The 22946-nt window shown below is 68.7% G+C and carries 19 protein-coding genes; 6 read left to right on the top strand and 13 right to left on the bottom strand.

What is annotated here, in order from left to right:
* Positions 1–2 precede the first annotated feature (2 nt).
* Positions 3–350, bottom strand: coding sequence for a hypothetical protein (locus tag K6V06_RS02670; protein WP_222240041.1), 348 nt, complete (start codon positions 348–350; stop codon positions 3–5).
* Between the two features lie 151 nt (positions 351–501).
* Positions 502–1578, bottom strand: a complete 1077-nt coding sequence (locus K6V06_RS02665) for a hypothetical protein (RefSeq protein ID WP_222240040.1) — start codon at positions 1576–1578, stop codon at positions 502–504.
* A 306-nt stretch (positions 1579–1884) separates the two neighbouring features.
* Between K6V06_RS02665 and K6V06_RS02660 the strand changes: the two genes are divergently transcribed.
* Positions 1885–3846 (top strand): hypothetical protein, encoded by a 1962-nt coding sequence (locus K6V06_RS02660; RefSeq protein ID WP_222240039.1) that lies wholly within the window; start codon positions 1885–1887, stop codon positions 3844–3846.
* 152 nt (positions 3847–3998) lie between these two features.
* Here K6V06_RS02660 and K6V06_RS02655 read toward each other — a convergent pair whose 3' ends face one another.
* Both K6V06_RS02655 and K6V06_RS02650 read right to left on the bottom strand, forming a co-directional pair.
* The gene (locus tag K6V06_RS02655) at positions 3999–4421 is read right to left on the bottom strand and encodes a hypothetical protein (RefSeq protein WP_255581544.1); all 423 of its coding nucleotides are present in this window, start codon (positions 4419–4421) and stop codon (positions 3999–4001) included.
* The gene (locus K6V06_RS02650; protein ID WP_222240038.1) at positions 4418–6019 is read right to left on the bottom strand and encodes a PepSY domain-containing protein; all 1602 of its coding nucleotides are present in this window, start codon (positions 6017–6019) and stop codon (positions 4418–4420) included. The genes K6V06_RS02655 and K6V06_RS02650 overlap by 4 nt, the downstream gene beginning before the upstream one ends.
* 321 nt (positions 6020–6340) lie before the next feature.
* Here K6V06_RS02650 and K6V06_RS02645 point away from each other — a divergent pair, with 321 nt between their 5' ends.
* The gene (locus tag K6V06_RS02645; RefSeq protein WP_222240037.1) at positions 6341–7327 is read left to right on the top strand and encodes a tripartite tricarboxylate transporter substrate binding protein; all 987 of its coding nucleotides are present in this window, start codon (positions 6341–6343) and stop codon (positions 7325–7327) included.
* A gap of 222 nt (positions 7328–7549) precedes the next feature.
* On the opposite strand, the gene K6V06_RS02640 is transcribed toward K6V06_RS02645, so the two are convergent.
* Entirely contained in the window at positions 7550–8509 is a 960-nt protein-coding gene (locus K6V06_RS02640) for a diguanylate cyclase domain-containing protein (protein ID WP_222240036.1), read from the bottom strand.
* Between the two features lie 331 nt (positions 8510–8840).
* On the opposite strand from K6V06_RS02640, the gene czcI reads away from it, so the two are divergent.
* From czcI to K6V06_RS02620, 4 genes are all read left to right on the top strand, one after another.
* A complete protein-coding gene (gene czcI / locus K6V06_RS02635) occupies positions 8841–9233 on the top strand; it encodes a cation efflux protein, CzcI family (protein WP_222240035.1) in 393 nt (130 codons plus the stop codon).
* A 72-nt stretch (positions 9234–9305) separates the two neighbouring features.
* On the top strand, positions 9306–10568 hold the full coding sequence (locus K6V06_RS02630; RefSeq protein WP_222240034.1) for a TolC family protein: 1263 nt from the start codon (positions 9306–9308) through the stop codon (positions 10566–10568).
* Between the two features lie 19 nt (positions 10569–10587).
* Complete coding sequence (locus K6V06_RS02625) at positions 10588–11814, top strand: efflux RND transporter periplasmic adaptor subunit (protein WP_222240033.1); 1227 nt, start codon at positions 10588–10590, stop codon at positions 11812–11814.
* Positions 11815–11823: 9 nt separating this feature from the next.
* Positions 11824–14982 (top strand): CusA/CzcA family heavy metal efflux RND transporter, encoded by a 3159-nt coding sequence (locus tag K6V06_RS02620; protein ID WP_222240032.1) that lies wholly within the window; start codon positions 11824–11826, stop codon positions 14980–14982.
* A 16-nt stretch (positions 14983–14998) separates the two neighbouring features.
* Here the strand turns inward: K6V06_RS02620 and K6V06_RS02615 are convergent, their stop codons facing one another.
* The 8 genes from K6V06_RS02615 to K6V06_RS02580 all read right to left on the bottom strand — a co-directional run bounded on the left by K6V06_RS02615 (position 14999) and on the right by K6V06_RS02580 (position 22812).
* Complete coding sequence (locus K6V06_RS02615) at positions 14999–15697, bottom strand: aspartate/glutamate racemase family protein (RefSeq protein WP_222240031.1); 699 nt, start codon at positions 15695–15697, stop codon at positions 14999–15001.
* A 167-nt stretch (positions 15698–15864) separates the two neighbouring features.
* Positions 15865–16884 (bottom strand): tripartite tricarboxylate transporter substrate binding protein, encoded by a 1020-nt coding sequence (locus tag K6V06_RS02610; protein WP_222240030.1) that lies wholly within the window; start codon positions 16882–16884, stop codon positions 15865–15867.
* Between the two features lie 87 nt (positions 16885–16971).
* Positions 16972–17895 carry a CoA ester lyase gene (locus K6V06_RS02605; RefSeq protein ID WP_222240029.1) on the bottom strand — a complete coding sequence of 308 codons (924 nt, stop codon included), beginning with the start codon at positions 17893–17895 and terminating at the stop codon, positions 16972–16974.
* Positions 17896–17947: 52 nt separating this feature from the next.
* Positions 17948–19243, bottom strand: a complete 1296-nt coding sequence (locus tag K6V06_RS02600; RefSeq protein WP_255581543.1) for a CaiB/BaiF CoA-transferase family protein — start codon at positions 19241–19243, stop codon at positions 17948–17950.
* Positions 19240–19728: a MaoC family dehydratase gene (locus K6V06_RS02595; protein ID WP_222240028.1), complete on the bottom strand. Its 489-nt coding sequence runs from the start codon at positions 19726–19728 to the stop codon at positions 19240–19242. The genes K6V06_RS02600 and K6V06_RS02595 overlap by 4 nt, the downstream gene beginning before the upstream one ends.
* Positions 19725–20969 (bottom strand): acyl-CoA dehydrogenase family protein, encoded by a 1245-nt coding sequence (locus K6V06_RS02590; RefSeq protein WP_222240027.1) that lies wholly within the window; start codon positions 20967–20969, stop codon positions 19725–19727. The genes K6V06_RS02595 and K6V06_RS02590 overlap by 4 nt, the downstream gene beginning before the upstream one ends.
* Positions 20966–21466 (bottom strand): MaoC family dehydratase, encoded by a 501-nt coding sequence (locus tag K6V06_RS02585; protein WP_222240026.1) that lies wholly within the window; start codon positions 21464–21466, stop codon positions 20966–20968. The genes K6V06_RS02590 and K6V06_RS02585 overlap by 4 nt, the downstream gene beginning before the upstream one ends.
* Positions 21463–22812, bottom strand: coding sequence for an MmgE/PrpD family protein (locus K6V06_RS02580; RefSeq protein WP_222240025.1), 1350 nt, complete (start codon positions 22810–22812; stop codon positions 21463–21465). Before K6V06_RS02580 ends, K6V06_RS02585 begins: the two co-directional genes overlap by 4 nt.
* Positions 22813–22946 lie beyond the last annotated feature (134 nt).

Below are 22946 nucleotides of genomic sequence, written 5' to 3'. Positions count from 1 at the left end.
CGTCAACGCAGGCAGTTGTCGCGGTAGGCCCGTTCCAGTTCCCGGCGCGGGCGTTCCCGCGTCAGGCCCGGGAAGGTCGTGCCCTGGCTGTCCTCGATCTCCGGGCCGTTCGCCTGGTACTCGCGGGTGGGCGCGACCGCGATCCGTTCCCGCAGCGAGCGGCATTCCTCCGACTCCAATGCGCCCGCTTCGACCGCCTCGGCCGGCAACGGCCGGTATGGCGTTTCGCCGCTGCGCACGGCGTCCGAAATGGCCTGGGCCGCGGTATCGGCTTGCTGCCCGCTTGCCGGGCCGGCGCACAGCATCGGCAGCAGCAGCGAGGCAAGCCAGGCCATTCGATTTCGCTTCACGTCGGCTCCTGTTCGATTCCATTCGAGGTCGGCAGATCCCGGGCCGGCCCGGTGCGGCGATCGCCGCGGCAGCGCCGCGGGTCGCATCTGCTGCTCGTCTGGCCATACTAGGACATGGCGCGCGGCGCCGCGAGGATTCGGCGGTCGAGGTTCAGCGCCGCGTAGCGGGCGCAGGGCGCGGGGCGGACTTCCTCGTGCCGTTATCGGGCTCCGCCGCGCTTCCTGCCGTGGCCCGCGTCGCGGTCCAGGCCGACAGTTCCCGCATCAGCAGCCCCAGGTCCTGGTACAGCAGCTTTACCGTCGCCTCCAGCTGATCCAGGATGGCGTCGCGGGCGCGCAGGTCATCGGCGGTGTAGTTGCCGCCCTTGCCAAAGATCAGCGCCGCGCGGCGCTGTTCCTCCTGCGAGTCGCGCGGGCCGAGTCGTTCGCCCGCGCGCCATTGCTCGACCAGCGCTTGTCCGAGCGGCACCCCGGTGTCCTCCTCGCGCACCTGGGTGAGGAAGCGCCAGATCGATGGCGGGAACAGCGTCGAGTCCGGCTTGCCCTCCCAGAGATCGGCCAGCAGGTTGCGCTCATGCCGCAGCGTTGCCGCTGGCGTGTAGGTCAGCGCGGCAAAGCCGGTGCCGGCCTGCGCCGCGCCGCCGACCACATTGATGACGCTGGCGGCGACGGCGTCGGAGTCATACAGCGCGATGCCCCCCGAGACGATCGCGGTGGCGGCGCCGATCACCAGGCCCGCCACCGTCAGGCCGCGCAGCCGCTGTTCCTCCAGGCGTTGCAACTGGTCCCGCAACTGGCCGCTGCGCTCGTTCTCGCAGTCGATCTCCCCGGTCACGCTGGCGACGTCGAGCATCGTCAGCGTGATGCGTTCCATCAGCGCCTGGCGTGCGAGCAGCGCCTGTTCGCGAGACGCGCTGGACGCCGGGGAGGCGTTCGCCGCGACGATCTCGTTCAGCGCCGGCAGCACGCCGATGGCGGCCGCGGTGGCCAGCGCCGTGCGCGAGAAGGGCAGCGCGTGGCGGGCAGGGACCTGTGCCGCCTCCGGTTCGCCCGCGGAATCCGCGGCGGTGGGCAGATACGCGGCATGCGCGGCGCGCACGCAGACGCGCTCCGGCATTTCCTGGATCGTCGCCGTGGAAAGCGGGGAGCTGCCCGTACTGGCACAGCCTCCCAACGCAAGCGCGGCAAGCAGCAGGGCGAGATGCAGGCAACGGTGGGCAGGTGGCACGAGGGACCTTTCGGATGGGAGGGGCTTCGCGGCGATCCCGGGTGTGGCAGCGGCGAAGGACTGAAAGAAGGGCCGGGCCGCCATGCTGGCGAGCCCGGCCCGGTAAACATAGCCGCTATTGCCGCCCGCCACCGATGCGCGAGTGGCTGCGTCGGTCCGGGGTTGCAGCTTTGACACACCCGCCGTGCGAGTTCACCGCAATGCCCTTGCCGCCCGCTACACTTGCGGCGGCAATATCAAAAAACACTTGCCGGCGGCGGTTATCGCATCAACGGACCGCGAGCGGCCTTTCGAACGGACGGGATCATGACGGTGAAGGTGAAATGGACGGCGCTGGGAGCGGCCGCGCTGGCGGCCGCCCTGCTGGCCGGATGTGGCGGCGATGGCGACAGCCCGGCGGCGGGTGGCGGCACGGGCGGAGGGGGCGGAGGGGAACCGCCCGCCACGCCTCGGGAGTACAGCCTTGCGGTTCGCCCGCATCTGGGGGCGGTGCGCCCGGGGGCCAACCTGATCCTGGTCCCCCTCGGGGACACTCGCGGCCCGTTGACCACCAAGGTTCCGCCGACGGGAGATCCGGTCTTCAAGGTGCCCGCCGACCGCTGTGGCCCGGCGCTGGTGGCGCTGGCCGGCTCCACCGAAACCGTGTATTTCAATGAAGGCACCGGCCAGTTCGAGACGCTGCCCGATACCGACAGCATTCGCGCACTGGTGCCCGATGTGTGCGGCACCGAGACACCGGTCTCGCTCAGCATCCTGGACGAAATCGCACTGCATTTGCCAAGTGCCGAAGCGGCAGCGTTCCGTGACGCCATTCTTGGGATGCGCGCGCGCCCGTCGGTTCCGCTGGACCCATCGGCCGGTGTCGACCCGCAGACCGTGGCAGCGATCGAGCACGCGAAGAAGCTGAAGGACAGCATCAGCAAGCTGCTGGCCGAGAAGATCGGCCTGCAACCGGGCTTCCATACCGTCCTCCCGACGCAGATCGCCGACGCGACAACGCCGCTGCCTCAGACGACCGAGGGACACGTGGCAGCGACGATCCGTGCCGTGATGCGGCAGGTCACCGAAGCCCGCCGTGCCGCCCTGGATGCCAGGGTCAACATGCTGGAGCTCCAGGCAGCGGGGCTTGCCACGCAGATGGACTGGGCCTCGTCGGGCAGTCTGAGCGACCAGACCGCGCAGACCATCGCCCAGTTGCTGTACGGGTACTCGGGAGTGCAACTCGGCTTCCCGAGTCCGTCCGGCGTCTGGGACGGCATGTCGTTGGTGGGCGCGCCGGCAAGCCAGATCGTGATCGATCTGCCGGGCGTGATCCGGCAGGTCGAGGTCGACTACGTTCCGCCGAGCGAGGCGCGCGGCCTGCTGGAGCAGGCGCTTGCCGCCGCTCGCGAGAAACAGCCGGTACCCAATGCCGACCTGACCATGGTGCTCCGGACGGCTTTGCTGCCGGCCCTGCTGCGCATGGAGCCGGTTGCCCGCCTGGACGCCGCCGTGGCTGCGGGCGAGGCGCGCTTCGATTGCACGGTCGGCACGGCAAAGGCGGGCACTGTCACGATCCGCTTCGCCGACGCGGACAATAGCGCCAGCCTGACCAATGGCGACACCTTTCAACTGGACTATGACCGCTGCTTGACCCAGGAGCCGCTGTCGGGCCAGTCGCTGGCCAGGTCCGGCAGGATGCAGGTCGAGTATGACGGCCGTCCGGACGACGCGGTACCGGATCTGCGCGGCCATGTCCGCTTTGACATGGTCTTCCATGACGGCCGGACGCCGGAAGGCGCCGAGTCGGTGCTGTTCCGTGCCAACGGCAGCTGGGTGGACCGGGCCGCGTTCGGCGCGCCCGGTGCGATCGACCCTTCGGTGGTCAGCGGCGGTTCTCCCGCGGTGTTGACCGACGACGCTACCGTCTACCTGAACGTCGAGGGCGGCAGCCTGATGACGCAGGGCGTGTTCACGCGTCTGGATCTGACCCCGGCCTTCCGCGCGACGGGGCAGAGCGGCGCGGCGGCGTTGCACCTGAGTGGCATGGTCGGAGGGGTGTACTACGGCACCACGGCGCCGTTGCTGTTCGGCAGCGAGGGCAACGCGCTGTCGCTGCAGCAGGGCGAACTGACCTATGGCAGGGACTACAACGCGCCGCCGGCGGGCACGCTGCGGCCGCATGCAAGCGGCCAGGTCCGCGTCGGCGTGACGGACGCCGAGCAGGCGCCGACGGAGCGCAGGCTGTCGTGGGAGGCCGTGGTGGCCAGCTATCTGGCGGCGAAGTAGCCCGTCGCACGCGCCGGTCCGGGCTGGTGCACTCCTTGGGTTTGCCTGCGTCAGGCAGGACGAATGGTCTTGTCCTCGTAGTACCCGATGGCACGCAACACATCACCCGGATGGCGGGGGCGATGGCGGCAGCTTGATGTGTGACGGCCGCGCTAGGGCTTGCGCTGGCTGCGCGCGGAAAGCGCGGCACGCTCTTCCCGCAGCACCGTGTCCAGGCAGGATGCCGTGTCGCAGCGGTCCCGCCGTTGCCGGAACGCCGCGATCTCTGCCTCCGTCAACTCGCCGGAGCGCAGCAGGCGTTGCTGCTCGGCATGGATGCGCTGGTCGCCCATCGAGAACAGCGCCGATTCACAGATCAGGCGATGGGCGGGCGCGACATTGGCGCTGGTGCTGGCAGCAGGGTCGCAGTTGATGTCGGAGGCGTGGGCAAGACTGCACAGCGCCATCGTGGCCAGGGCGCCCTGGCGCACAAGCCCGGGGAAGAAGCGGGCAAAGAAGCGGGCAAAGTAGCGGGCAAAGAAGCTGCGGGTGCGGATCATGACGGTGCCGTGGCCCCGATAGGCAAAGGACGTCATTGTATCGGCGCGCTGCCGCGGCGCCGTTGCCGTCCCTGCCGCGCCTGTCTTCTCTGTCGTCTCAACCGGCGCCACCCGATCACCACGCCGGTGATGCTCATCACCGCGCCGCCGGCGGCGAGCGTCAGCAGCAACAGATCCCAGAGCGGGCGGCGTTGCAGCAGCGGCAGCCAATCCCAGCTATGCAGCATGGAGAACAGCCAGCGGCTGGTGCGCCGGCGCTTGTCCAGCCGGTCCAGTACCGCGCCGGTGTGCGGGTCCAGATGGACCCAGATCCGGTCGCGATCGGCGAACACCAGCCGCCAGACCGGCAACGGCTTGTCGCCGCCTCCGGTCATGGTGTGCGGCGCACGGTCGTAGTAATACAGGTCGTAGTCGTGCAGGACGTCGATGCGAAGCAGCTTGTCCGGCATCAGGCCGGCGGCGGCGCCGCGCAGGGCATCGATGGGCAGTGTGCGTGCCAGGGCGGTGTGGCCGTCGAGCAGCGCCGGCCGCCCAGCGGCGCTTCGCACCTGAACCGAGAGCGCGCCAAGATTGCGCACCCAGCGCAATTCCCGCGCTCCCGGCCCGGCGGCTTGCAGCAGCGCGGCCGGATGCGCTTCACTGCCGTCGAAGCGTAGCGGCCCACCGTGCAGCGCTGCCGTGCGCAAGGCCGGCGCATCGCTGGAAAACAGGCGCCATGGGTTCATGGACATCAGGCCGCTGAAGATCCATGTCAGCGTCGCGGCGGCGAACAGCAGGCCGGCGACATGGTGCCACTTCATCAGCGCTGACGGGTAGGGCGAGCGCGAGCCGTCCCGATACGGCCGGCCGAAGCGCCAGCGCAGCAAGCCGACCACCGTGCCGGTGAGCGCGACGGCGATGCCGGCGATGGACAGTGCGTTGACGATGTCTGCCCAGTAGCGATCGAACACGTTGCCCCGCAGGGGGTAGAGCCAGTGAATCCACGCGCCTGCGTAGTTCCACAACCGTTCGACGCGTGGCGCGTCGCGTACCACTTCACCGGTCAGGCCGGAGACGTACAGCAGCGTGTGGTCCTCGTCGTCCAGTTGCACGCGATGCAGGGGGCGATGCGGATCCAGAGAGCGCGTATGGGTGAGAGCATCCTCGTCAATGGTGCCGAGGTAATGCAGTGCGGGCAGGGCAGCCGTCCCTGGCGGGCGCCCGGACGCCGCCGTGCGCGCATACGCCGCAGCGCTTGCCAGTGCGCGGCTCCGGTCGACCTGGGCCAGCCTGGCGCCGGTCAGTGCGTCGATGGCGATGGTGCCCGCGGTCCGGGCGCGTTCCACTCCGTGCCCATCGCTGTGCGCCCCTTCGACGGCGAGGTACACCGGCTGCCCGCCGCTGGCGATGGCGAGGCGCAGCGACAGCAGTGGTGTGTCGATGCCGGCCAGATGCAGCGCCTGCGCGGGCGCAAGCAAGGGAACGCTGGCGTCCAGCGGCGGCAGGTGGGCCAGGCGTTCCGCTTCCGTCAGCTTGGGATAACCGACATACATCATCACCACCCCCGACGCGAACCACATGGCGAAGAATGCGCACAGGACGATGCCGAGCCAGCGGTGCGTCAGGAACAGCATGCGTTTGGCGGCAATCGGCATTCAGGGCGGAAAGGGACGTGGGGAATTGCCGATTCTATTTGGCGGGCGCTGTCTCCGGTCTGCGACACAGCGCCGCATTGCAGAAAGCGAATCAGAAAGGAATCGCCGCCATTTATGCATTCACATCGCACTCTAATGGTGCGAGCGAGCGAAAAGCCGGGTCCATTTCAGGGTATTCCCGCATACCGCTGGAACCGTTTCGGGGCACCATTCCCGACTTTGGTTAATGCAAGATTTTCTTTTGTTTCATCAAACAACTTCTTAATTTTCCTTTATGTGCGGGCTCCCTATAATTTGCCGATCATCAGGAGCCTCACTGCCATGCAAGCTGTTCGCCATTCCCTTCGCCGTCGCACCGTTCTGGCGCTCGCCGCGCTCTGCGCCATGCCGGCCTTTGCCAATGCGGCCGACAAGTATCCGTCGAAGCCGATCCGCCTTGTCGTCGCCTTTGCGGCCGGCGGCGCCAACGACATCATCGCGCGAATCCTGGCCAAGGAAATGGGCCAGAGCATGGGCCAGACCTTCGTGGTGGAAAACCGTGCGGGCGCGGGCGGCATGATCGGTTCGGACGCTGTCGCCAAGGCCGCACCGGACGGCTATACGCTGCTGCTGGGCAGCGCGGGCGCGCAGACGGTGCTGCCGGCGGTCAACCGCAAGCTGCCGTACGACCCGCGCAAGGACCTGGTGCCGGTGTCGCTGGTCGCGGAAGCGGCCAACGTGCTGCTCGTCAAGAACGACCTGCCGTTCAACAACGTCAAGGAACTGATCGCTGGGGCGAAGCAGAAGCCGGGCACCTACACCTACGCCTCGTCGGGCAACGGCTCCACGTTGCATGTCTCGGGCGCGCTGATGGAAAAGCTGGCAGGCATCGAACTGCTGCACATCCCGTACAAGGGCAACGGCCCGGCGATCAACGACCTCTACTCCGGTAATGTCGACATGGTGTTCTCGGGCGTGCCCATCGCCATGGCGTCGCTGAAGACCGGCAAGGCCAAGGTGCTGGCGGTCACGACGAAGAAGCGCATCAAGTCGATGCCTAACGTGCCGACCATCGAGGAAGCCGGCGTACCCGGCTACGAGTTCTCCAGCTGGTACGGCCTGTTCGCCACCGGCGGCACCGATCCAGCGATCGTCGAGCAGCTGGCGCGCGAGGTCAAGAAGGCGCTGGCCAAGCCCGATGTGGTGGCTGCCCTTGCCCAGCAGGGCGTCGAGCCGGAAAGCAGCACGCCGGCCGAGTTCAAGACCCGCGTGAATGAAGAACTGTCGCGCTGGGATCGCGATATCAAGACGATGAAGATCGGCGGGTAATTGGCGGCAGGGCCGGGTCGCTCCGGACTGCCCTCTCCCGCAAGCGGGCGAGGGGAGCACACCGACGGTTTTCAACCGCAGCGGGTTTGCTCCCCTCTCTCGCAAGCGGGCCGAGGGGAGCAAACCGACGGGTTTTCAACCGCAGCGGGTTTGCTCCCCTCTCCCGCCCCGCGGGAGAGGGGCCGGGGGAGAGGGCAGCGGGCGCCTGCCACTCCTCGGCAGTCAATTCCCTCGCCGCGTGCTGCCGTTCATCCTGTGCTCCCCCTCGACCAGCATGTCCGCGAGCGAGCGATGCCGGTCGGGGTCGAAGTCCACCGCCCCGACGCGGAAGCGCAATGCATGGCCGGCGCCCTGGCTCCGGCCCTGTGCCATCACCATCTGGTCGAGGCGCTCGATCAGCGCCTCGCTGTCCTCGCTGGTCGCGTCCACCAGCAGCACGACAAACTGATTCCCCTCCAGCCGCCCGATCACATCGGACTGCCGCACGGTCGTGCGCAGGATGTCCGCGAACGCCTCGAGGGCGCGCGCGGCCTGTGCCTGGCCCGACCGCTCGTCGATGCCGGCAAATTCGTCCAGGACGAGGAAGAGCAGGGTGGCCGGCCATTCGTGGCGCGTGCAGCTGGCCAGGGCGCGGTCCCCCAGTGACAGGAAGCCGCGACGGGTGGAGAGCTGCGTCAGCCGGTCGACGGTCTCGCACTGCTGCACGGTCAGTTCGCGCTCGACCAGCCTTGCCAGATCGCCCAGCAGTGCCAGTTCCTGCGCTTCCAGCTCGCGCGGCTTGTCGTCGTACAGGGACAGCGTGCCGACGTTCACGCCGTCGGCCACCTTCAGCGGACAGCCGGCGTAGAAACGGACGCCGCCACGCCCGGCGACCAGCGGATTGTCACGAAAGCGCCTGTCCTGCGCGGTGTCGGGCACCACCATGATGTCGTCGCTGACGATCGCATGGGCGCAGAACGATTGCGACCGCGGCATGTCGCCATCGAGCCGGCCCGACGATGATTTCACCCACTGGCGGTCGGCATCGAGCAAATCCACCGCGGCGGCCGCGACATTGAACAGCTTTTGCGCGAGCCGGGTCAGCCGGTCGAAGCGCTCTTCGCTGCCGGTGTCGAGGACGTCGAGGGAGCGCAGTACGCTGATTCTGCGCGCTTCGTTGAGTGGAACGGGAGCTGTCGTCATGGATATTGGCGTGCCGCTACACGGATGCCGGCGGCAAGCTGCTTTTGGCCGGTTCTCGTTACCGCCCCCGCGACTGGCTGCATCCTTCGGGCTGGCTTCAGGTCCGGCCGGTGGCCATCCTGCGTGCCGGGAGCCGGGGCGGCCGCAGCTCCTGTCGTTCAACCAGCGCAATCGTACCGAACTTTTGTGAAGAACCGTGCACGACAGCCGATGACAAGCATCTTCCGCGCCTGCCGGCAGGGGTAGCGAGCAAGCGCGCACTGTATGCGGCGGCAGGGGCCGGCAGGGGAATTGGGGCAAGGCGCATGCCCACTCCGCTATACTCCGCCGAATGCGCCGACTTTTTCTCATCGTGCTGATGCTGATCCTGCCGCTCCAGTTCGCCTGGGCCGGCGCGGCAGCCTATTGCCAGCACGAAGGCAGGGGCGCATCGCACTTCGGCCACCACGAGCACGAGCATCACGCCGGGCAGGCCGGGGCGCAGCGGCAGGATGCCGGTGCCAGGCACGACAAGCACGCCAAGCAGGACGACCAGAAGAAGCAACTGCTGGTCGACCCCGACTGCGGCACCTGCCATACCGCCTCGGTGCCCTTCGCACTCGCGCAGAACCCCGGCACGATCGCCATGCTGCCGGCCGGTCTTCCCGCTGCGATGGCCACGCCGTCGCCGCGCTCGCCCTGGGCCCGGGCGCCCGACCGTCCTCAATGGCACAGCCTCGCATAACCGGCGAGGCGACCCCCCCAATCCCCTTTCTTCGTCTCGCCGAATTCCCGATCCCTTTTCGGTTGCAATTCGATGCGAAGACTCGTTGTGCCGCTCGGGCTGGCGGCAATCCTTTTCGTCCCATTTTCCCTTGCCGCTGCCGCTGCCGCGGGCGGGGCGCCCTTCCATGACCCGACGCTTGCCCCGGAGCCGGCCGAGCCGCTGACACTGGAGGCGGCGCTGACGCTGGCCGAAGCCGGCAATCCCACGCTGGCGGCCGCGGCCAAGGAGGTCGAGGCGACCCAGGGCGCCGTGATCCAGGCCGCAACCATACCGAACCCGCAGATCGTCGCCGACACGGAGGGCGTCCGCAGCGCGACGCGCACGTCCACCGCTCAGGTCCAGATACCGCTCGAACTCGGCGGCAAGCGCTCGGCGCGGGTGACCGCCGCCGAGCGGGGACGCGAGGTGGCACGAGCGGAGCTGAACGGCGTGCGCGCCGAGCTGCGCGCCAACGCGATTGCGGCTTTCTTCGCCGTGCTGGTGGCGCAGGAGCGCCGGGCGCTGGCGTCCGGCTCGCTCGACATCGCCGCCCGCGGCGCCGCGGTCGCCGCCGGCCGGGTCGCCGCCGGCAAGGTGCCGCCGCTGGAGCAGACCCGTGCGGAGGTCGAGCAGGCCAACGCGCAGCTCGAACTGGCGCAGGCCGAGGCCGAATTGCGCACGGCCCGCGTGGCGCTGGCCGCGCTGTGGGGCAATACCGCGCCGCGCTTCACCCAGGCGGTGGGAGACCTCGCTGCGCTGCCCTCGCGTCCCGCCGGGGATGCGCTGCAGGCGCGGCTGGAGGGCTCGCCGCTGCTGGCCGCAAGCCGGCTGGCCATCGAGCGGCGCGAGGCGCAGGTCGCCGTGGAGCGAAGCCGCCGGTATCCCGATATCACGGTCAGCGTCGGTGCCCAGCGCGACAACGAGGTCAACCGCAACATGGCGGTGCTCGGTGTCGCCATTCCGTTGCCGTTGTTCGACCGCAACCAGGGCAATCTCTACGAAGCCATCCGCCGTGCCGACAAGGCGCAGGACGAATACCGCGCCACGCAAATCCGGCTGCGCACCGAGCTGCTGCAGGCATCGAACCAGCTCGACGCCGCGCGAGTCGCGGCCAGCACGCTACGGACGACGGTCCTGCCCGGGGCGGAGCGCGCCTACCAGGTGGCGTTGCGCGGCTTCGAAGCCGGCAAGTTCGGCTTCCTCGATGTGCTGGACGCCCAGCGGACGCTGTTCCAGGCCCGCTTGCGCTATCTCGACGTTCTCGCCCGCACCTATCAGGCGGCCACTTCCATCGACCGCATCGTCGGCCAGTAATCGCGCCATCGTGACAAGCATGAGCCTCAGCAAGAAACAAATCGCCGCGATCGCGGCCATCGTCGTTGCCGGTATCGTCGCCGTGGCGGCGGTCCTTCTCGGCGGCCGTCCTGGCGGGGACCACGACCATGGGCATGACCATGACGTGGAGCACGCGCACGCGCAGGGCGACGACAAGGGCCGGGGCGCCGACGCCCCGGCGCAGCAGCAAGGAGGACCAGCCATCGTCCGGCTGACCGACGAGCAGCGCCTGCGCGCCGCCATTGGCATCGACACCACCGGTCCCGCCAGCATTGCATTGACGCATCAGTTCCCCGGCGAGATCCGCTTCAATGAAGACCGCACCGCCCATGTCGTGCCCCGGGTCGCCGGCGTGGCCGAGGCCGTGCCTGCCGCGATCGGCCAGCGGGTCCGCAAGGGGGAGGTGCTGGCGGTCATCGCCAGCACCAGCGTCTCCGACCAGCGCAGCGAACTGCTGGCGGCCGAGCGCCGCCTGGACCTTGCCGGCTCGGTCTACGCGCGCGAGAAGCGGCTGTGGGAGGAGAAGATCTCCGCCGAGCAGGATTTCCTGCAGGCCCGCGCGGCGCTGGAAGAGGCCCGTATCGCGGTCGGCAACGCGCGCCAGAAGCTGGCGGCAATCGGCGCCGGTCCGGCGGCGGGTGGCCTCAATCGGTTCGAGTTGCGTGCACCGTTCGACGGCATGGTGGTCGCCAAGCACCTGACGCTGGGCGAAGCGGTCAAGGAGGACACCGTCGTCTTCACGATCTCGGACCTGCGCACGGTGTGGGCCGACTTCGTCGTGTCGGCCGGAGATCTGCCTCGGGTGCGCGTGGGCGAGAACGTAGTGGTGCGCTCCACGTCCTTCGAAGGACAAGCGCAGGGTACGGTCTCGTACGTGGGCGCCCTGCTGGGCGAGCAGACCCGGACGGCAACGGCGCGCGTCACGCTGGCCAATCCCGGCATGACATGGCGGCCGGGGCTGTTCGTCACGGTCAGCGTGGTGGGCGAGGCGGCCGATGTGCCGGTGTCGGTCGCCGCCGATGCGGTGCATGCCGTCGATGGCCGCCCTTCGGTGTTCGTCGCGGTGCCCGGCGGCTTTGCGGCCCGGCCGGTCACGGTCGGACGCAGCGATGGCGTGCGCACCGAGATCCGGCAGGGCCTGCAGCCGGGCGAGCGCTACGCCGCCGCCAACAGCTTCGTGCTGAAGGCGGAACTGGGCAAGGCCAGCGCCGAGCACACGCACTGAGGGGCCGCCATGTTCGAACGCCTTCTTCGCCTCGTGATCGAGCAGCGCTGGCTGGTCATGCTGCTGGTGGCCATGATGGCCGTGCTGGGCGCGGCCAGCTATCCCCGGCTCGCCATCGACGCGGTGCCCGACATCACCAATGTCCAGGTCCAGATCAACACCGCCGCCCCGGGCTATTCGCCGCTGGAGACCGAGCAGCGCATCACCTATCCGATCGAGACCGTGATGGCCGGCCTTCCCGGCCTGGAGCAGACGCGCTCGCTGTCCCGTTATGGGTTGTCGCAGGTCACCGTGATCTTCCGGGACGGCACCGACATCTATTTCGCCCGGCAACTGGTCAACGAGCGCATCCAGCAGGCAAGGGAGAACCTGCCCGCGGGCATCGCCCCCGCGCTGGGGCCGATCTCCACCGGCCTCGGCGAGATCTACCTGTGGACCGTCGAAGCCGAGCCCGGGGCCAGGAAGCCGGACGGCTCTGCCTATACCACGGCCGATCTGCGCGAGATCCAGGACTGGGTCATCAAGCCGCAACTGCGCAACGTGCCAGGCGTCACCGAGATCAACTCGATCGGCGGCTTCGAGAAGGAGTATCTGATCGCACCGAGCCTGGAGCGGCTGGCCTCGTTCGGCCTGTCGCTGGCCGATGTGCTGGCCGCACTGGAGCGGAACAACGACAACCTGGGCGCCGGCTATATCGAGCGGCGTGGCGAGCAGTACCTCGTGCGCGCACCGGGGCAGGTCCAGTCCGTCGACGAGCTGGGAGCGGTGATCGTCGGCACCGCGCAAGGGCAGCCGATCCGGGTGCGCGATATCGGCCAGGTGGAGATCGGGCGCGAGCTGCGCACCGGCGCCGCCACCGAGAACGGCAGGGAGGTGGTGCTCGGTACGGTGTTCATGCTGATCGGGGAGAACAGCCGCACCGTGTCGCGTGCGGTGGATGCCAGGATCGAAGCGATCAACCGCACCCTGCCGGAGGGCGTCAGGGCGGTCACCGTCTACGATCGCACCGTGCTGGTGGACAGGGCCATCGAAACCGTCAGGAACAACCTGCTGGAAGGCGCGGTGCTGGTCATCGCGGTGCTGCTCCTGTTCCTTGGCAACCTGCGCGCGGCGTTGATCACGGCGATGGTGATCCCGCTGTCGATGCTGTTCACCTTCACCGGCATGGTGCAGTACGGCATCAGCGCCAACCTGATGAGCCTGGGCGCGCTCGACTTCGGCATCATCGTCGACGGTGCGGTGGTGATCGTCGAGAACTGCGTGAGGCGGCTCTCGCATGCGCAGAGCGCGCTTGGACGCCCGCTGACCCGTACGGAGAGGTTCGAGGAGGTGTTCGCCGCCTCCCGGGAGGCGCGCCGGCCGCTGCTGTATGGGCAGTCGATCATCATGATCGTCTACCTGCCCATCTTCGCGCTGACCGGCGTGGAAGGAAAGATGTTCCATCCGATGGCAATGACCGTCGTGCTCGCGCTACTCGGCGCCATGGTGCTGTCGGTGACGTTCGTGCCTGCCGCCGTGGCGCTGTTCATCGGCGACAAGGTCGGCGAGAAGGAAAACCGGGTGATGGCGTGGGCCAGGAAGCGCTACGCGCCGCTGCTGGACCATGCCATCGCCAACACGCCGGTGGTATTGACCTTCGCGGCGGTCGCGGTCGCGGTATGCCTGGCCATCGCCACGCGGCTGGGCAGCGAGTTCGTGCCGAGCCTGAACGAGGGCGACTTCGCCATCCAGGCGCTGCGCGTGCCGGGCACCAGCCTGTCGCAATCGGTGCAGATGCAGCGGCAACTCGAATCGACGCTGATCGACCGCTTCCCGGAGATCGAACGGGTATTCGCCCGTACCGGCACGGCGGAGATCGCCTCGGACCCGATGCCGCCGAACATCTCCGATGGCTACGTCATGCTCAAGCCCCGCGCCCAATGGCCGGACCCGGACAAGACGCGCGAGGAACTGATCGAGGCCATCCGCGACGAGGTCGGCAAGCTGCCAGGCAACAACTACGAGTTCTCGCAGCCGATCCAGCTGCGCTTCAACGAGCTGATCTCCGGGGTGCGCGCCGACGTGGCGGTCAAGATCTTCGGCGACGACGATGCCGTGCTCGGCGACTCGGCCCGGCGTGTGGCGGCGGTGCTGCAGGACGTGCCGGGTGCATCCGAGGTCCGGGTCGAGCAGACCACAGGACTGCCGATGCTGACTGTCGCAATCGACCGCGGCAAGGCGGCCCGCCACGGGTTGAACATGCGCGATGTGCAGGACGTGGTCGCCACCGCGATCGGGGGCCGGCAGGCCGGCACCTTCTTCCAGGGCGACCGCCGCTTCGACATCGTCGTGCGGCTGGCCGAGAACGTGCGGGCGGATATCGACACGCTGCGCCGCTTGCCGATTCCGCTGCCCAGCAACGGCGACGCACGCGTGACCTACATTCCGCTGGGCGAGCTCGCCTCGCTCGATCTCGCGCCCGGCCCGAACCAGATTTCGCGGGAGAACGGCAAGCGCCGCATCGTCGTCAGCGCCAATGTCCGTGGCCGGGACATCGGCTCCTTCGTCGCGCAAGCGGAGGCGGCCATCCGCGCGCAGGTACGCATTCCGCCGGGCTACTGGACCGCCTGGGGCGGCACCTTCGAGCAGCTGCAGTCGGCCACCGAGCGGCTGCGCATCGTCGTGCCGCTGTCGCTGGCGCTGGTCTTCGTGCTGCTGTTCGCCATGTTTCGCAATGTGAAGGACGGGCTGCTGGTCTTCACCGGCATCCCCTTCGCCCTGACGGGCGGCATCCTGGCGCTATGGCTGCGCGGCATCCCGCTGTCGATTTCCGCGGCGGTCGGCTTTATCGCGCTGTCTGGCGTGGCGGTGCTGAACGGGCTGGTGATGCTCGCCTTCATTCGCGCGCTGCGGCAGCAGGGCGAGCCGCTGGAGCGGGCGATCCGGGAAGGCGCGCTGACCCGGCTGCGGCCGGTGCTGATGACGGCGCTGGTCGCCTCGCTGGGCTTCGTGCCGATGGCCGTCGCCACCGGCACCGGGGCCGAGGTGCAGCGCCCGCTGGCCACCGTCGTGATCGGCGGCATCCTGTCCTCGACCGCGCTCACGCTGCTGGTGCTGCCGGTGCTGTACCGGCTGGCGCACCGGGAGGCGCGGGGCGTCGGCGAGCCGGCTGTGGCCAGGCACGCCTGAGGCCGCCGAACCGCCGTCAGACCTTGACGTCCGCCATCGCCACCGCGGCCTGCGCATGCAGCGCGGTGGTGTCGAACACCGGCAGCGGCAGGTCATTGGCGCCGACCAGCAGGCCGATCTCCGTGCAGCCGAGGATCACTCCCTCGGCGCCCTCGGCCTGCAGCCGCTCGACCACGCGCCGGTACGCCGTGCGGGAGTCGTCGCGCACGACACCATGGCACAGCTCGCCATAGATGATGTCATGGACGGTCTGGCGGCCGGCTTCCTCCGGCACCACCACCTTGATGCCGTGCAACCGCTCCATCCTGCCCCGGTAGAAGTCCTGCTCCATGGTGAAGCGGGTGCCCAGCAGGCCGACCTTGCGGATGCCGGCGGACCGCAGCGCGGCGGCGGTCGGGTCGACGATATGCAGGAACGGCACGCTCAGCACCGTCTCGATGGCGGGCGCCAGGCGGTGCATGGTGTTGGTGCAAAGCAGGACGAAGTCGGCGCCGCCTGCCTCTACCTGACGGGCGGCCTGCTGCATGTGGCCTGCCAGTTCGTCCCAGCGGCCGTCGTGCTGCAGCGCCTGGATGTCCTCGAAGCAGACGGTCGCCATGATGCTGCGCGCATTGCAATGGCCCCCGCGCCGGGCCTTCATCCCCTGGTTGATCAGCCGGTAGTATGCCGCCGACGATTCCCAGCTCATGCCGCCGATCAGTCCGATGGTCTTCACTGCCGCCTCTCCTTCTGCCGTGGGTGAGGCGCCACGATAGCCCTCCCGTCCCTCCCGCGGCCATGTACAGTTTTCCCGTTTTCGACCGGACAGGGGCTGCCTCGCCGGCCCGGCCAACGAGCGCAGCGGGGACGGCAGAGGCAGCAGCGGGCGGAGGGATTGCCCAGCTATTGCAGCGTCAGCCCGATCTCCCTGGTCGCCGCCTGATAGGTGGGCCAGACCCTGCCAATGAACTGCCGCAGGGCATCGCCGGTCAGCGGCGTGTCCTGGCTGCCCAGTTGCTGGCGCACGTTCTTGACCTGCTCCGACTCGTGGATCGAGCGGGAAACCAGTTCGGCCAGTCGCGCGGCGACCTCTGGTGGCATGCCGGCCGGGCCCAGCAGCATGTTGCATTCGGTCAGATTGCGGAAGACCGGACTGGAGAAGCCCTCGTCGGCCCAGGTCGGAATGCCCGGCAGCCGGTCCGTACGCGGGCCGGAGATGACCAGGATCGGCTTCAGGCCGCCGGATTGCAGCCCGGCCGTCATGCCGAGCAGCGACCCCGCGCCTACGTCGATATGGCCCGCCAGCAGGTCCCCCATCATCGCGCCGGTGCCCTTGTAGTTGATGATGTCCAGTTGCGCGTTGGTCTCCTTCTTCAACTGGCTCACCATCAGCTGCCATCCCGAGCCGACGCCGTAGTTGCCCACCGAGACGGGACGGGTGCGCGCCAGCGCCAGCACCTCCTTGAAGTTGTTGGCCGGCAGGTTTTTGTTCGCCACCATCACGCCGACGCCGGTGCTGACCGCCGCGATCGGCACCAGGTCACGCGACGGATCGATCGGCGGCTTGCGCAGCAGCACCGGCGCCTGGGCCAGCTGGCTGTGCAGGGTGAACAGCAGCGTATACCCGTCGGGCTCGCTTCTGGCGACGGTTTCCGCGGCAATCATGCCGACGCCGCCGGGTTTGTTCTCCACCACCACCGGCACCTTCAGCACGCTGGTGAAGTAGTCCGCGAATGCGCGCGCCGTGCTGTCGTTGGAGGAGCCGGGCGCCTGCGCGGCGATGATGCGAATCGAGCGGGCCGGCCAGTTGGCGGCGCGGGCCGAGGCGAGCGGCAGCGGCAGAACGGCGAGGGCTGCGCCGGCACGCAGCAAGCGGCGGCGTCGTTCGTCCACCATCCATGGCGTCGATGTGTCAGGCTTCATATCGTCTCCGTATCGTTGTTCTCACTGCATGAGCGGGCCGGCTGGCGGCGGGCTGCGCCGATCTGCCGCCAACGCGGCATGGAATGCCTACATGCCGATCAGGTCCGCGCGTTCGACGACATTGCGCACGATGCGGATCGACGCGATGTCGATCATCTTGCCGTCGTACTGCACCGCGCCCAGCCCCTGTGCGGTGGCCTCTTCGTAGGCGCGCATCATGTCGCGTGCCCGCGCCACGTCGTCGGCGGTGGGGGAGAACACCTGCTGGGCCAGTTCGACCTGCGACGGATGGATCGCCCATTTGCCGACCATGCCGAGGGTCATCGCCCGGCGCGCTTCCTGCAGGTAGAGGTCCGGGTTGCGGAAATCGGCGAAGGGGCCGTCCACCGCGTCCAGCCGGTTGGCGCGCGCCGCGATGGTGAGCCGGTGCCGCTGGTAGTGCCAGATGTCGCCGGGGTAGGCGCCGTTGCCGCCGATGTCGCGCACCGAGACGCCCTGGCTGGCCGAGTAATCGCCCATGCCGAAGATCAGGCATTCGAGCCTGGGCGTCGACGCGGCGATCGCCTCCACGTTCATCATCGCCTCGACTTCCTCGATCAGCACGTCGATACCGATGCGGTGCGGCAGTCCGAGCTTGGTTTCCATCATGGTGAGCAGCTTGTCGACGAACAGGACGTCGGCCGCCTGCATTGCCTTGGGCAGCATGATGACGTCCAGATTGCGGCCGGCGCCTTCGACCACCTCGATGATGTCCTCGTAGGCGTATTCGGTGCTCAGGTCGTTGATCCGCACGCAGCGCGTGGTCTTGCCCCAGTCATGCCGGTTCAGCGCATCGACGATCTTCGCGCGCGCGGGCCGCTTCTCCGACGGCGCCACCGCGTCTTCCAGGTCCAGGAAGACGAAGTCGACGTTCATCGCGGCGGCCTTGGCCATCATCTTCTCGCTCGAACCGGGCACCGAAAGCTGGCATCGGCGCAGACGCCTGGGGCGTGATTGTGCATCGCGTTGCATGGTTGTCTCCGTTATTTCAGGTTGTGGTGTCGTTTGCCCAGTCGTCGCTCCGCTAGCGCGTCGGCGAGGAGGGCAGGGCGGTTGCAGGCTGCAGCGCGGCGATCTCCGCCGGGGAGAAGCCGAAGTCCGCCAGCGTCCGCTCCGTGTGCTCGCCCACCATCGGCGCACGCCGCCGCACGCCGCCCGGCGTCGCGCTCATGCGCACTGGCGTTCCCGCCACGGTGAGCGGCCGCGCCGCGCCCGGTTGCTCGACCTCGACCAGCATCTGGCGCACGCGGAAATGCGGGTCGGCGAAGATATCGCCGGCATCGAACACCGGGCCGAAGGGGATGTCCCCGCCCAGCGCCTGCGCAAGCTGCTGCTTGGTCTGCCCCCGCGTCCAGGCCGCCACGATCTCCTCGACCGCCTCGCGATGCGCGACGCGGGCGTCGTTGGAGGCAAAGCGCGGGTCGTGCTGCAGCTCGGGCCGGCCCATGCGCGCCACCAGCAGTGCCCAGAAGCGGTCGTTGGGTACGCCCAGGCTGACGTAGCCGTCGGCGGCCGGGAACAGGCCGAACGGACACAGCAGCGGATGGCCGTTGCCTTCGGGCACCGGCGCCTTGCCGGTGACGCCGTACTGGAAGACCAGCCGTTCGCAGACCGCCAGCACGGCATCGACCATGCCGACGTCGACGAACTGGCCCTGGCCGGTGCGCTGCGCGCGCCAGCAGGCCGCCGCGATGCCGTAGGCCAGGAACATCGCCGGCACGATGTCGCCAACCCCGGGGCCGATCTTGGTTGGCGCGCCGCCTCGGCGCGGGCCGGTGATGCCCATGATGCCGCCCATCGCCTGCGCGACCGGGTCGTACGCTGGCCATTGCGCATAAGGGCTGGCACCGCTGCGCGGATCGCCGAAGCCGCGCAGCGTCGCGTAGACCAGCCGTGGATTCTCCGCGGCCAGCACGTCATAGCCCAGCCCCAGCCGATCCATGACGCCGACGCGATAGTTCTCGACCAGCACGTCGGCCTGCCGCACCAGCCGCAGCAGCGCCTGGCGGCCGGCCTCGTGCTTCAGGTCCAGCACCACCGATTCCTTGTTGCGGTTGATCGAGCCGAAGTAGGCGCCGTAGCCGCGCTGCTCCGGCCGCACCGCGCCCTCCAGGTGCGGCCCGTTGCGTCGGGTCTGGTCGCCGCCGGGCGGCTCGATCTTGATGACCCGCGCGCCCTGGTCGGCCAGCATCATCGAGGCATAGGGGCCCGCCAGCATCTGCGTCAGGTCCAGCACGACGAGTCCGTCCAGTGCGCCCAGTGCGCCCGGTGCGCCCGGTGCGCCCGGTGGGGACCCCTGCCGGGTTGCGGCGGTCGTCATGCGTTGCCCCAATGGCTCTTGCGCTTGAGCAGCACGGTGCGTTCGGCCTGCACGCACAGCTTGTCGTCCTGATTGATGCCGAAATGGCGGAAGCGCACGATTCCCGCGTCGGCGCGGCCCGACGGCTCGGTCGCCAGCACCTCGGTGAACGCGTAGAGGGTATCGCCGTGGAATACCGGGTGCGACAACCGGATCTTGTCCATGCCGATCTCGCGCAGGCACTGCTCGGCGGTATCCTGCGCGGCCAGGCCCAGCACCATCGACAGATTGATGCCACCGAAGACCACCCGCTGGCTGAAGATGCCGTTGGACGCGCGCCGCATCGCGTCCTCGTTGAAATGCCCCTCCGCGGTGTTCATCACCATGTTGGTCAGCAGCACGTTGTCCATCTCCGTCACGGTCTTGCCACGGGCGTGGCGGATCAACATGCCGGGAGCGAAATCCTCGAAATAGCCGTCGTCGCTGGTCATCGCATGGGTCTTCATGCGTGGCTCCTCGTAGCGCCCTGCCGCTGCTCGAAGGCGCGGCCGGCAATCATCGTTTCCACTTCGGAACGGCCCAGCAGGCTGCTGGCGATGATGCGCTGCTGGATCTCGGAGGTGCCCTCGAAGATCTTGGTCAGCCGCGCATCGCGCCAGTAGCGCTCGACCGGAAACAGCTTGGTGTAGCCCGCGCCGCCGAAGATCTGCAGCGCGGTGGAGGTCACCCGCTCGGCCATCTCGGAGGCGAAGTACTTCACCATCGACGCTTCCTTGTCGCAGCGCCGGCCGCTGTCGATTTCGTTGCAGACGTAGTACAGCAACTGCCGGGCCGCCTCGATCTCGGTGGCCATCGTCGCGATCTTGAAGCGGATCGCCTGGTACTCGGCGATCGGCATGCCGAACTGGCGGCGCTCCAGCGAGTAGGCGATGGCGTCCTCGAGCGCGCCTTGCGCCAGTCCGATCGCCCGCGCGGCGGTATGGGCGCGCGCGCCTTCCAGCCCCTTGGCCATCAGCAGGAAGGCCTTGCCTTCGCCGCCCATCAGATTGCGCCCCGGCACCCGGACGCCGTCCAGCGCCAGCTCGAAGGTCTTCCAGCCGAAGTAGCCGATCTTCGGAATCGGCGAGCCGGTCATGCCCGGCGGGAAGGTGCCGCGCGCCTTCTCGATCATGAAGCAGGAAATGCCCTCCCAGCGCTTGTCGGCGGACGGCGGCGGCGAGGTGCGGGCGAACACGATCAGGTAGTCCGCCCCGTCGGCGAAGGTGCACCAGTACTTGTTGCCGGTCAGCACCCAGTCGTCGCCGTCGCGCTCGGCACGGCAGGAGATCGACGCCAGGTCGGAGCCGGTGTCGGGCTCGGACAGCGCGCTGGCATTGAGGAACTCGCCGCGCACCACGCGCGGCAGGTACTCGCGCCGCATCTCCTCGGGCATCGCCTTCATGATCCAGCCGCCTTGTGCGCGGGCGACGATGGAGGCAACCGACATCCAGCCGCGCGAGAGCTGCTCGCAGATCAGGCAGTACTCGAAGACCCCGAGACCCAGGCCGCCGTACTCCTCCGGGATGGTGATGCCGAAGTAGCCCATTTGCGCCATCTTGTCGCGCAGCGCCATCGGAATCTCCGCCTCCGGGCCATCGAGCGCGTTGGCCACCGGAAGCACCTCGCGCATGGTGAAGTCGCGCGCCGCTTCGCGGATCATCTCGCGCTCTTCGGTCATGTAGCCCTTGCCGTCTGCCGATATCGTCATGCCCTGGTCCTCACAAGATTGGAACGTTTGAACTCGATCACCGCTTCCCCGCGCTGGTTGTTGCCGCGCGTGTGCCAGGTCACGATGCCGTAGCCGGGACGATTGCTGGCAGGCCGGCGCGCCACGACTTCCGAGCTGGCGTACAGCGTGTCGCCCGGGTAGGCCGGCGCCAGGTAGCTCAGCTCGTCGACGCCGAGGAACGGCCCGCCGCCCTCGGACAGGTCTTCCACCGACAGGCCGAACACGGTGTTGAACACCAGCAGCGGATTGGCGGGAATGCGCGCGTGCCCGGCCGCTTCGGCCATCGCCACGTTGGTGTACTGCGGGTTGTAGTGCAGCGTCAGCACCGAGAACAGCGTGTTGTCCGCCTCGGTCAGCGTGCGCCCCCAGTGATGGGTGAACTGCCGGCCGGGCTCGAAGTCCTCGTAGCGATTGCCGCGCGCGCGAAGGGTGGCCTCGGCCTTGAGCCGGGCCACGACGGGGTCCTGGGATGTCATCGGATAGCCTCGAACAGGGGGTCAACGGAAGTCAGCCGGTCCAGCGATTGCACCGCCTCCACCAGCCGGCCAAAGCGGGCGGCGCCCAATACCGGCGTGACGATGGCCTGCGCCTTGGCAGCGAGCTTCTGCCATTGCTGGTCCAGGTCCTTGGCCGGCACGGCGACATTGGCGCTTTGCCGCAAGGTGCGCCCATCGCGTGTGTGGATTTCCACCGTCGCGGTGTTGCGCTCGCCAGGCTGGTCGGTGCGCAGCGCGACCCGCTCGCGAGCGCGTACCAGTCTCGGATCGGTGGCCTGTTGCTCGGTATAGGCGTCCAGCGATGCGGTCGCCCGGCCGTCCAGCGCCATCGCCGCCAGATGCTGGATCGCAAACTTGATTTCGAGGCCGGTGCGCGGACTGGCGATATCGCAGACGCCGCGATGGGGGCCGGCGACCAGCACCGTCATCGATTCCATGTCGTGCAGTTCCAGCCCATGCTGCCGGCGCAGCTGCGCCACCGCTTCCAGCGTGGAGTGCGTCAGGTAGCAGGAGGCGTGGTACTTGAACAGGGTCTTCTCGATCGCCATGCCGTCGCGCCGCTCGAAGTCGTCGGGCAACGCATCGCCACCGGGTGCCTGCGTCGCGGCGAAGCCCTGCGGGCATTCCAGCGCCGCGGTATTGGCCGTGAAGCCGCGGGCCGCCAGCCGCGCCGCCATCACCCCGTGCATGGCCGCCTTGCCCGCGTGCAGCGGCTTGGCCATGGTGCCGAACATCGACTTCAGGCCGGAGGCCTGGGTCGCGGCCAGTCCCAGCGCATGGGCGGTGCTGCCCTGGTCCAGCGCCATCAGCCGGGCACACGCCGCGGCGGCGCCGAGCGCGCCGGTGGTGCCCGTCGGGTGCAGGCCGAAGCGGTATTGGGCATCGCCCAGGCGCTCGCCAATGCGCGATTCGATCTCGTGGCCGATCACCAGCGCGCGCAACAGCTCGCGGCCGCTCGACCCCTGCAACTGCGCCAGGGCCAGCGCCGCGGGCGCCACCGGCACGGTGGGATGGCCGCGCATTGCCGAGGCGACGTCGTCGAAGTCCAGTGCGTGGCCAGCCGAGCCGTTGATCAGCGCCGCATCGGCCGGCCGCGCGCCTCCGCCGCGCAGCAGCGAGCAGGGTCCGTCCTCGTCGCCGTACTCGTCGGCCAGCATCCGCACCAGCGGCTCGTCGGCCGCGGCGATCGATACCGCGAGCCAGTCCAGCAGCGCGTGGCGGGCCCAGACGAAGGCCGCCGCGCCGATTTCCTCGTCGTTCACCGTGCTGATCCACTGCGCGACGGCTTGCGTATACCCTGTCAGGGTCTTTGCGGATGGGTCCATGTCCACCTTCGATGTGCCCGGCTTGCGGGGGTCGCTCGTTGAGGTGAGGGCAGTATTTCCCAGCCGGGCCGCGACGGGCATCACATATGTGATGAATGCCGATTGCCTCAATCCATCACATATGTGATTGACCG

Origin of the sequence: Cupriavidus sp. AU9028 (assembly GCF_019795295.1) — a bacterium.
Taxonomy (GTDB): domain Bacteria; phylum Pseudomonadota; class Gammaproteobacteria; order Burkholderiales; family Burkholderiaceae; genus Cupriavidus.
The sequence above is the reverse complement of the archived record's forward strand: the minus strand, read 5'-3'. Positions and strand labels throughout refer to the sequence as shown.

Excerpts from the sequence above, each read along its gene's own strand:
- K6V06_RS02650 (WP_222240038.1), bottom strand. The coding sequence starts at position 6,019 with ATGCCGATTGCCGCCAAACGCATGCTGTTCCTGACGCACCGCTGGCTC.
- K6V06_RS02645 (WP_222240037.1), top strand. The coding sequence starts at position 6,341 with ATGCAAGCTGTTCGCCATTCCCTTCGCCGTCGCACCGTTCTGGCGCTC.
- K6V06_RS02590 (WP_222240027.1), bottom strand. The coding sequence starts at position 20,969 with ATGACGATATCGGCAGACGGCAAGGGCTACATGACCGAAGAGCGCGAG.
- K6V06_RS02595 (WP_222240028.1), bottom strand. The coding sequence starts at position 19,728 with ATGAAGACCCATGCGATGACCAGCGACGACGGCTATTTCGAGGATTTC.
- K6V06_RS02610 (WP_222240030.1), bottom strand. The coding sequence starts at position 16,884 with ATGAAGCCTGACACATCGACGCCATGGATGGTGGACGAACGACGCCGC.
- K6V06_RS02655 (WP_255581544.1), bottom strand. The coding sequence starts at position 4,421 with ATGACGTCCTTTGCCTATCGGGGCCACGGCACCGTCATGATCCGCACC.
- K6V06_RS02660 (WP_222240039.1), top strand. The coding sequence starts at position 1,885 with ATGACGGTGAAGGTGAAATGGACGGCGCTGGGAGCGGCCGCGCTGGCG.
- K6V06_RS02600 (WP_255581543.1), bottom strand. The coding sequence starts at position 19,243 with ATGACGACCGCCGCAACCCGGCAGGGGTCCCCACCGGGCGCACCGGGC.
- K6V06_RS02605 (WP_222240029.1), bottom strand. The coding sequence starts at position 17,895 with ATGCAACGCGATGCACAATCACGCCCCAGGCGTCTGCGCCGATGCCAG.
- K6V06_RS02640 (WP_222240036.1), bottom strand. The coding sequence starts at position 8,509 with ATGACGACAGCTCCCGTTCCACTCAACGAAGCGCGCAGAATCAGCGTA.
- K6V06_RS02625 (WP_222240033.1), top strand. The coding sequence starts at position 10,588 with ATGAGCCTCAGCAAGAAACAAATCGCCGCGATCGCGGCCATCGTCGTT.
- K6V06_RS02580 (WP_222240025.1), bottom strand. The coding sequence starts at position 22,812 with ATGGACCCATCCGCAAAGACCCTGACAGGGTATACGCAAGCCGTCGCG.
- K6V06_RS02630 (WP_222240034.1), top strand. The coding sequence starts at position 9,306 with ATGCGAAGACTCGTTGTGCCGCTCGGGCTGGCGGCAATCCTTTTCGTC.
- K6V06_RS02585 (WP_222240026.1), bottom strand. The coding sequence starts at position 21,466 with ATGACATCCCAGGACCCCGTCGTGGCCCGGCTCAAGGCCGAGGCCACC.
- czcI (WP_222240035.1), top strand. The coding sequence starts at position 8,841 with ATGCGCCGACTTTTTCTCATCGTGCTGATGCTGATCCTGCCGCTCCAG.
- K6V06_RS02620 (WP_222240032.1), top strand. The coding sequence starts at position 11,824 with ATGTTCGAACGCCTTCTTCGCCTCGTGATCGAGCAGCGCTGGCTGGTC.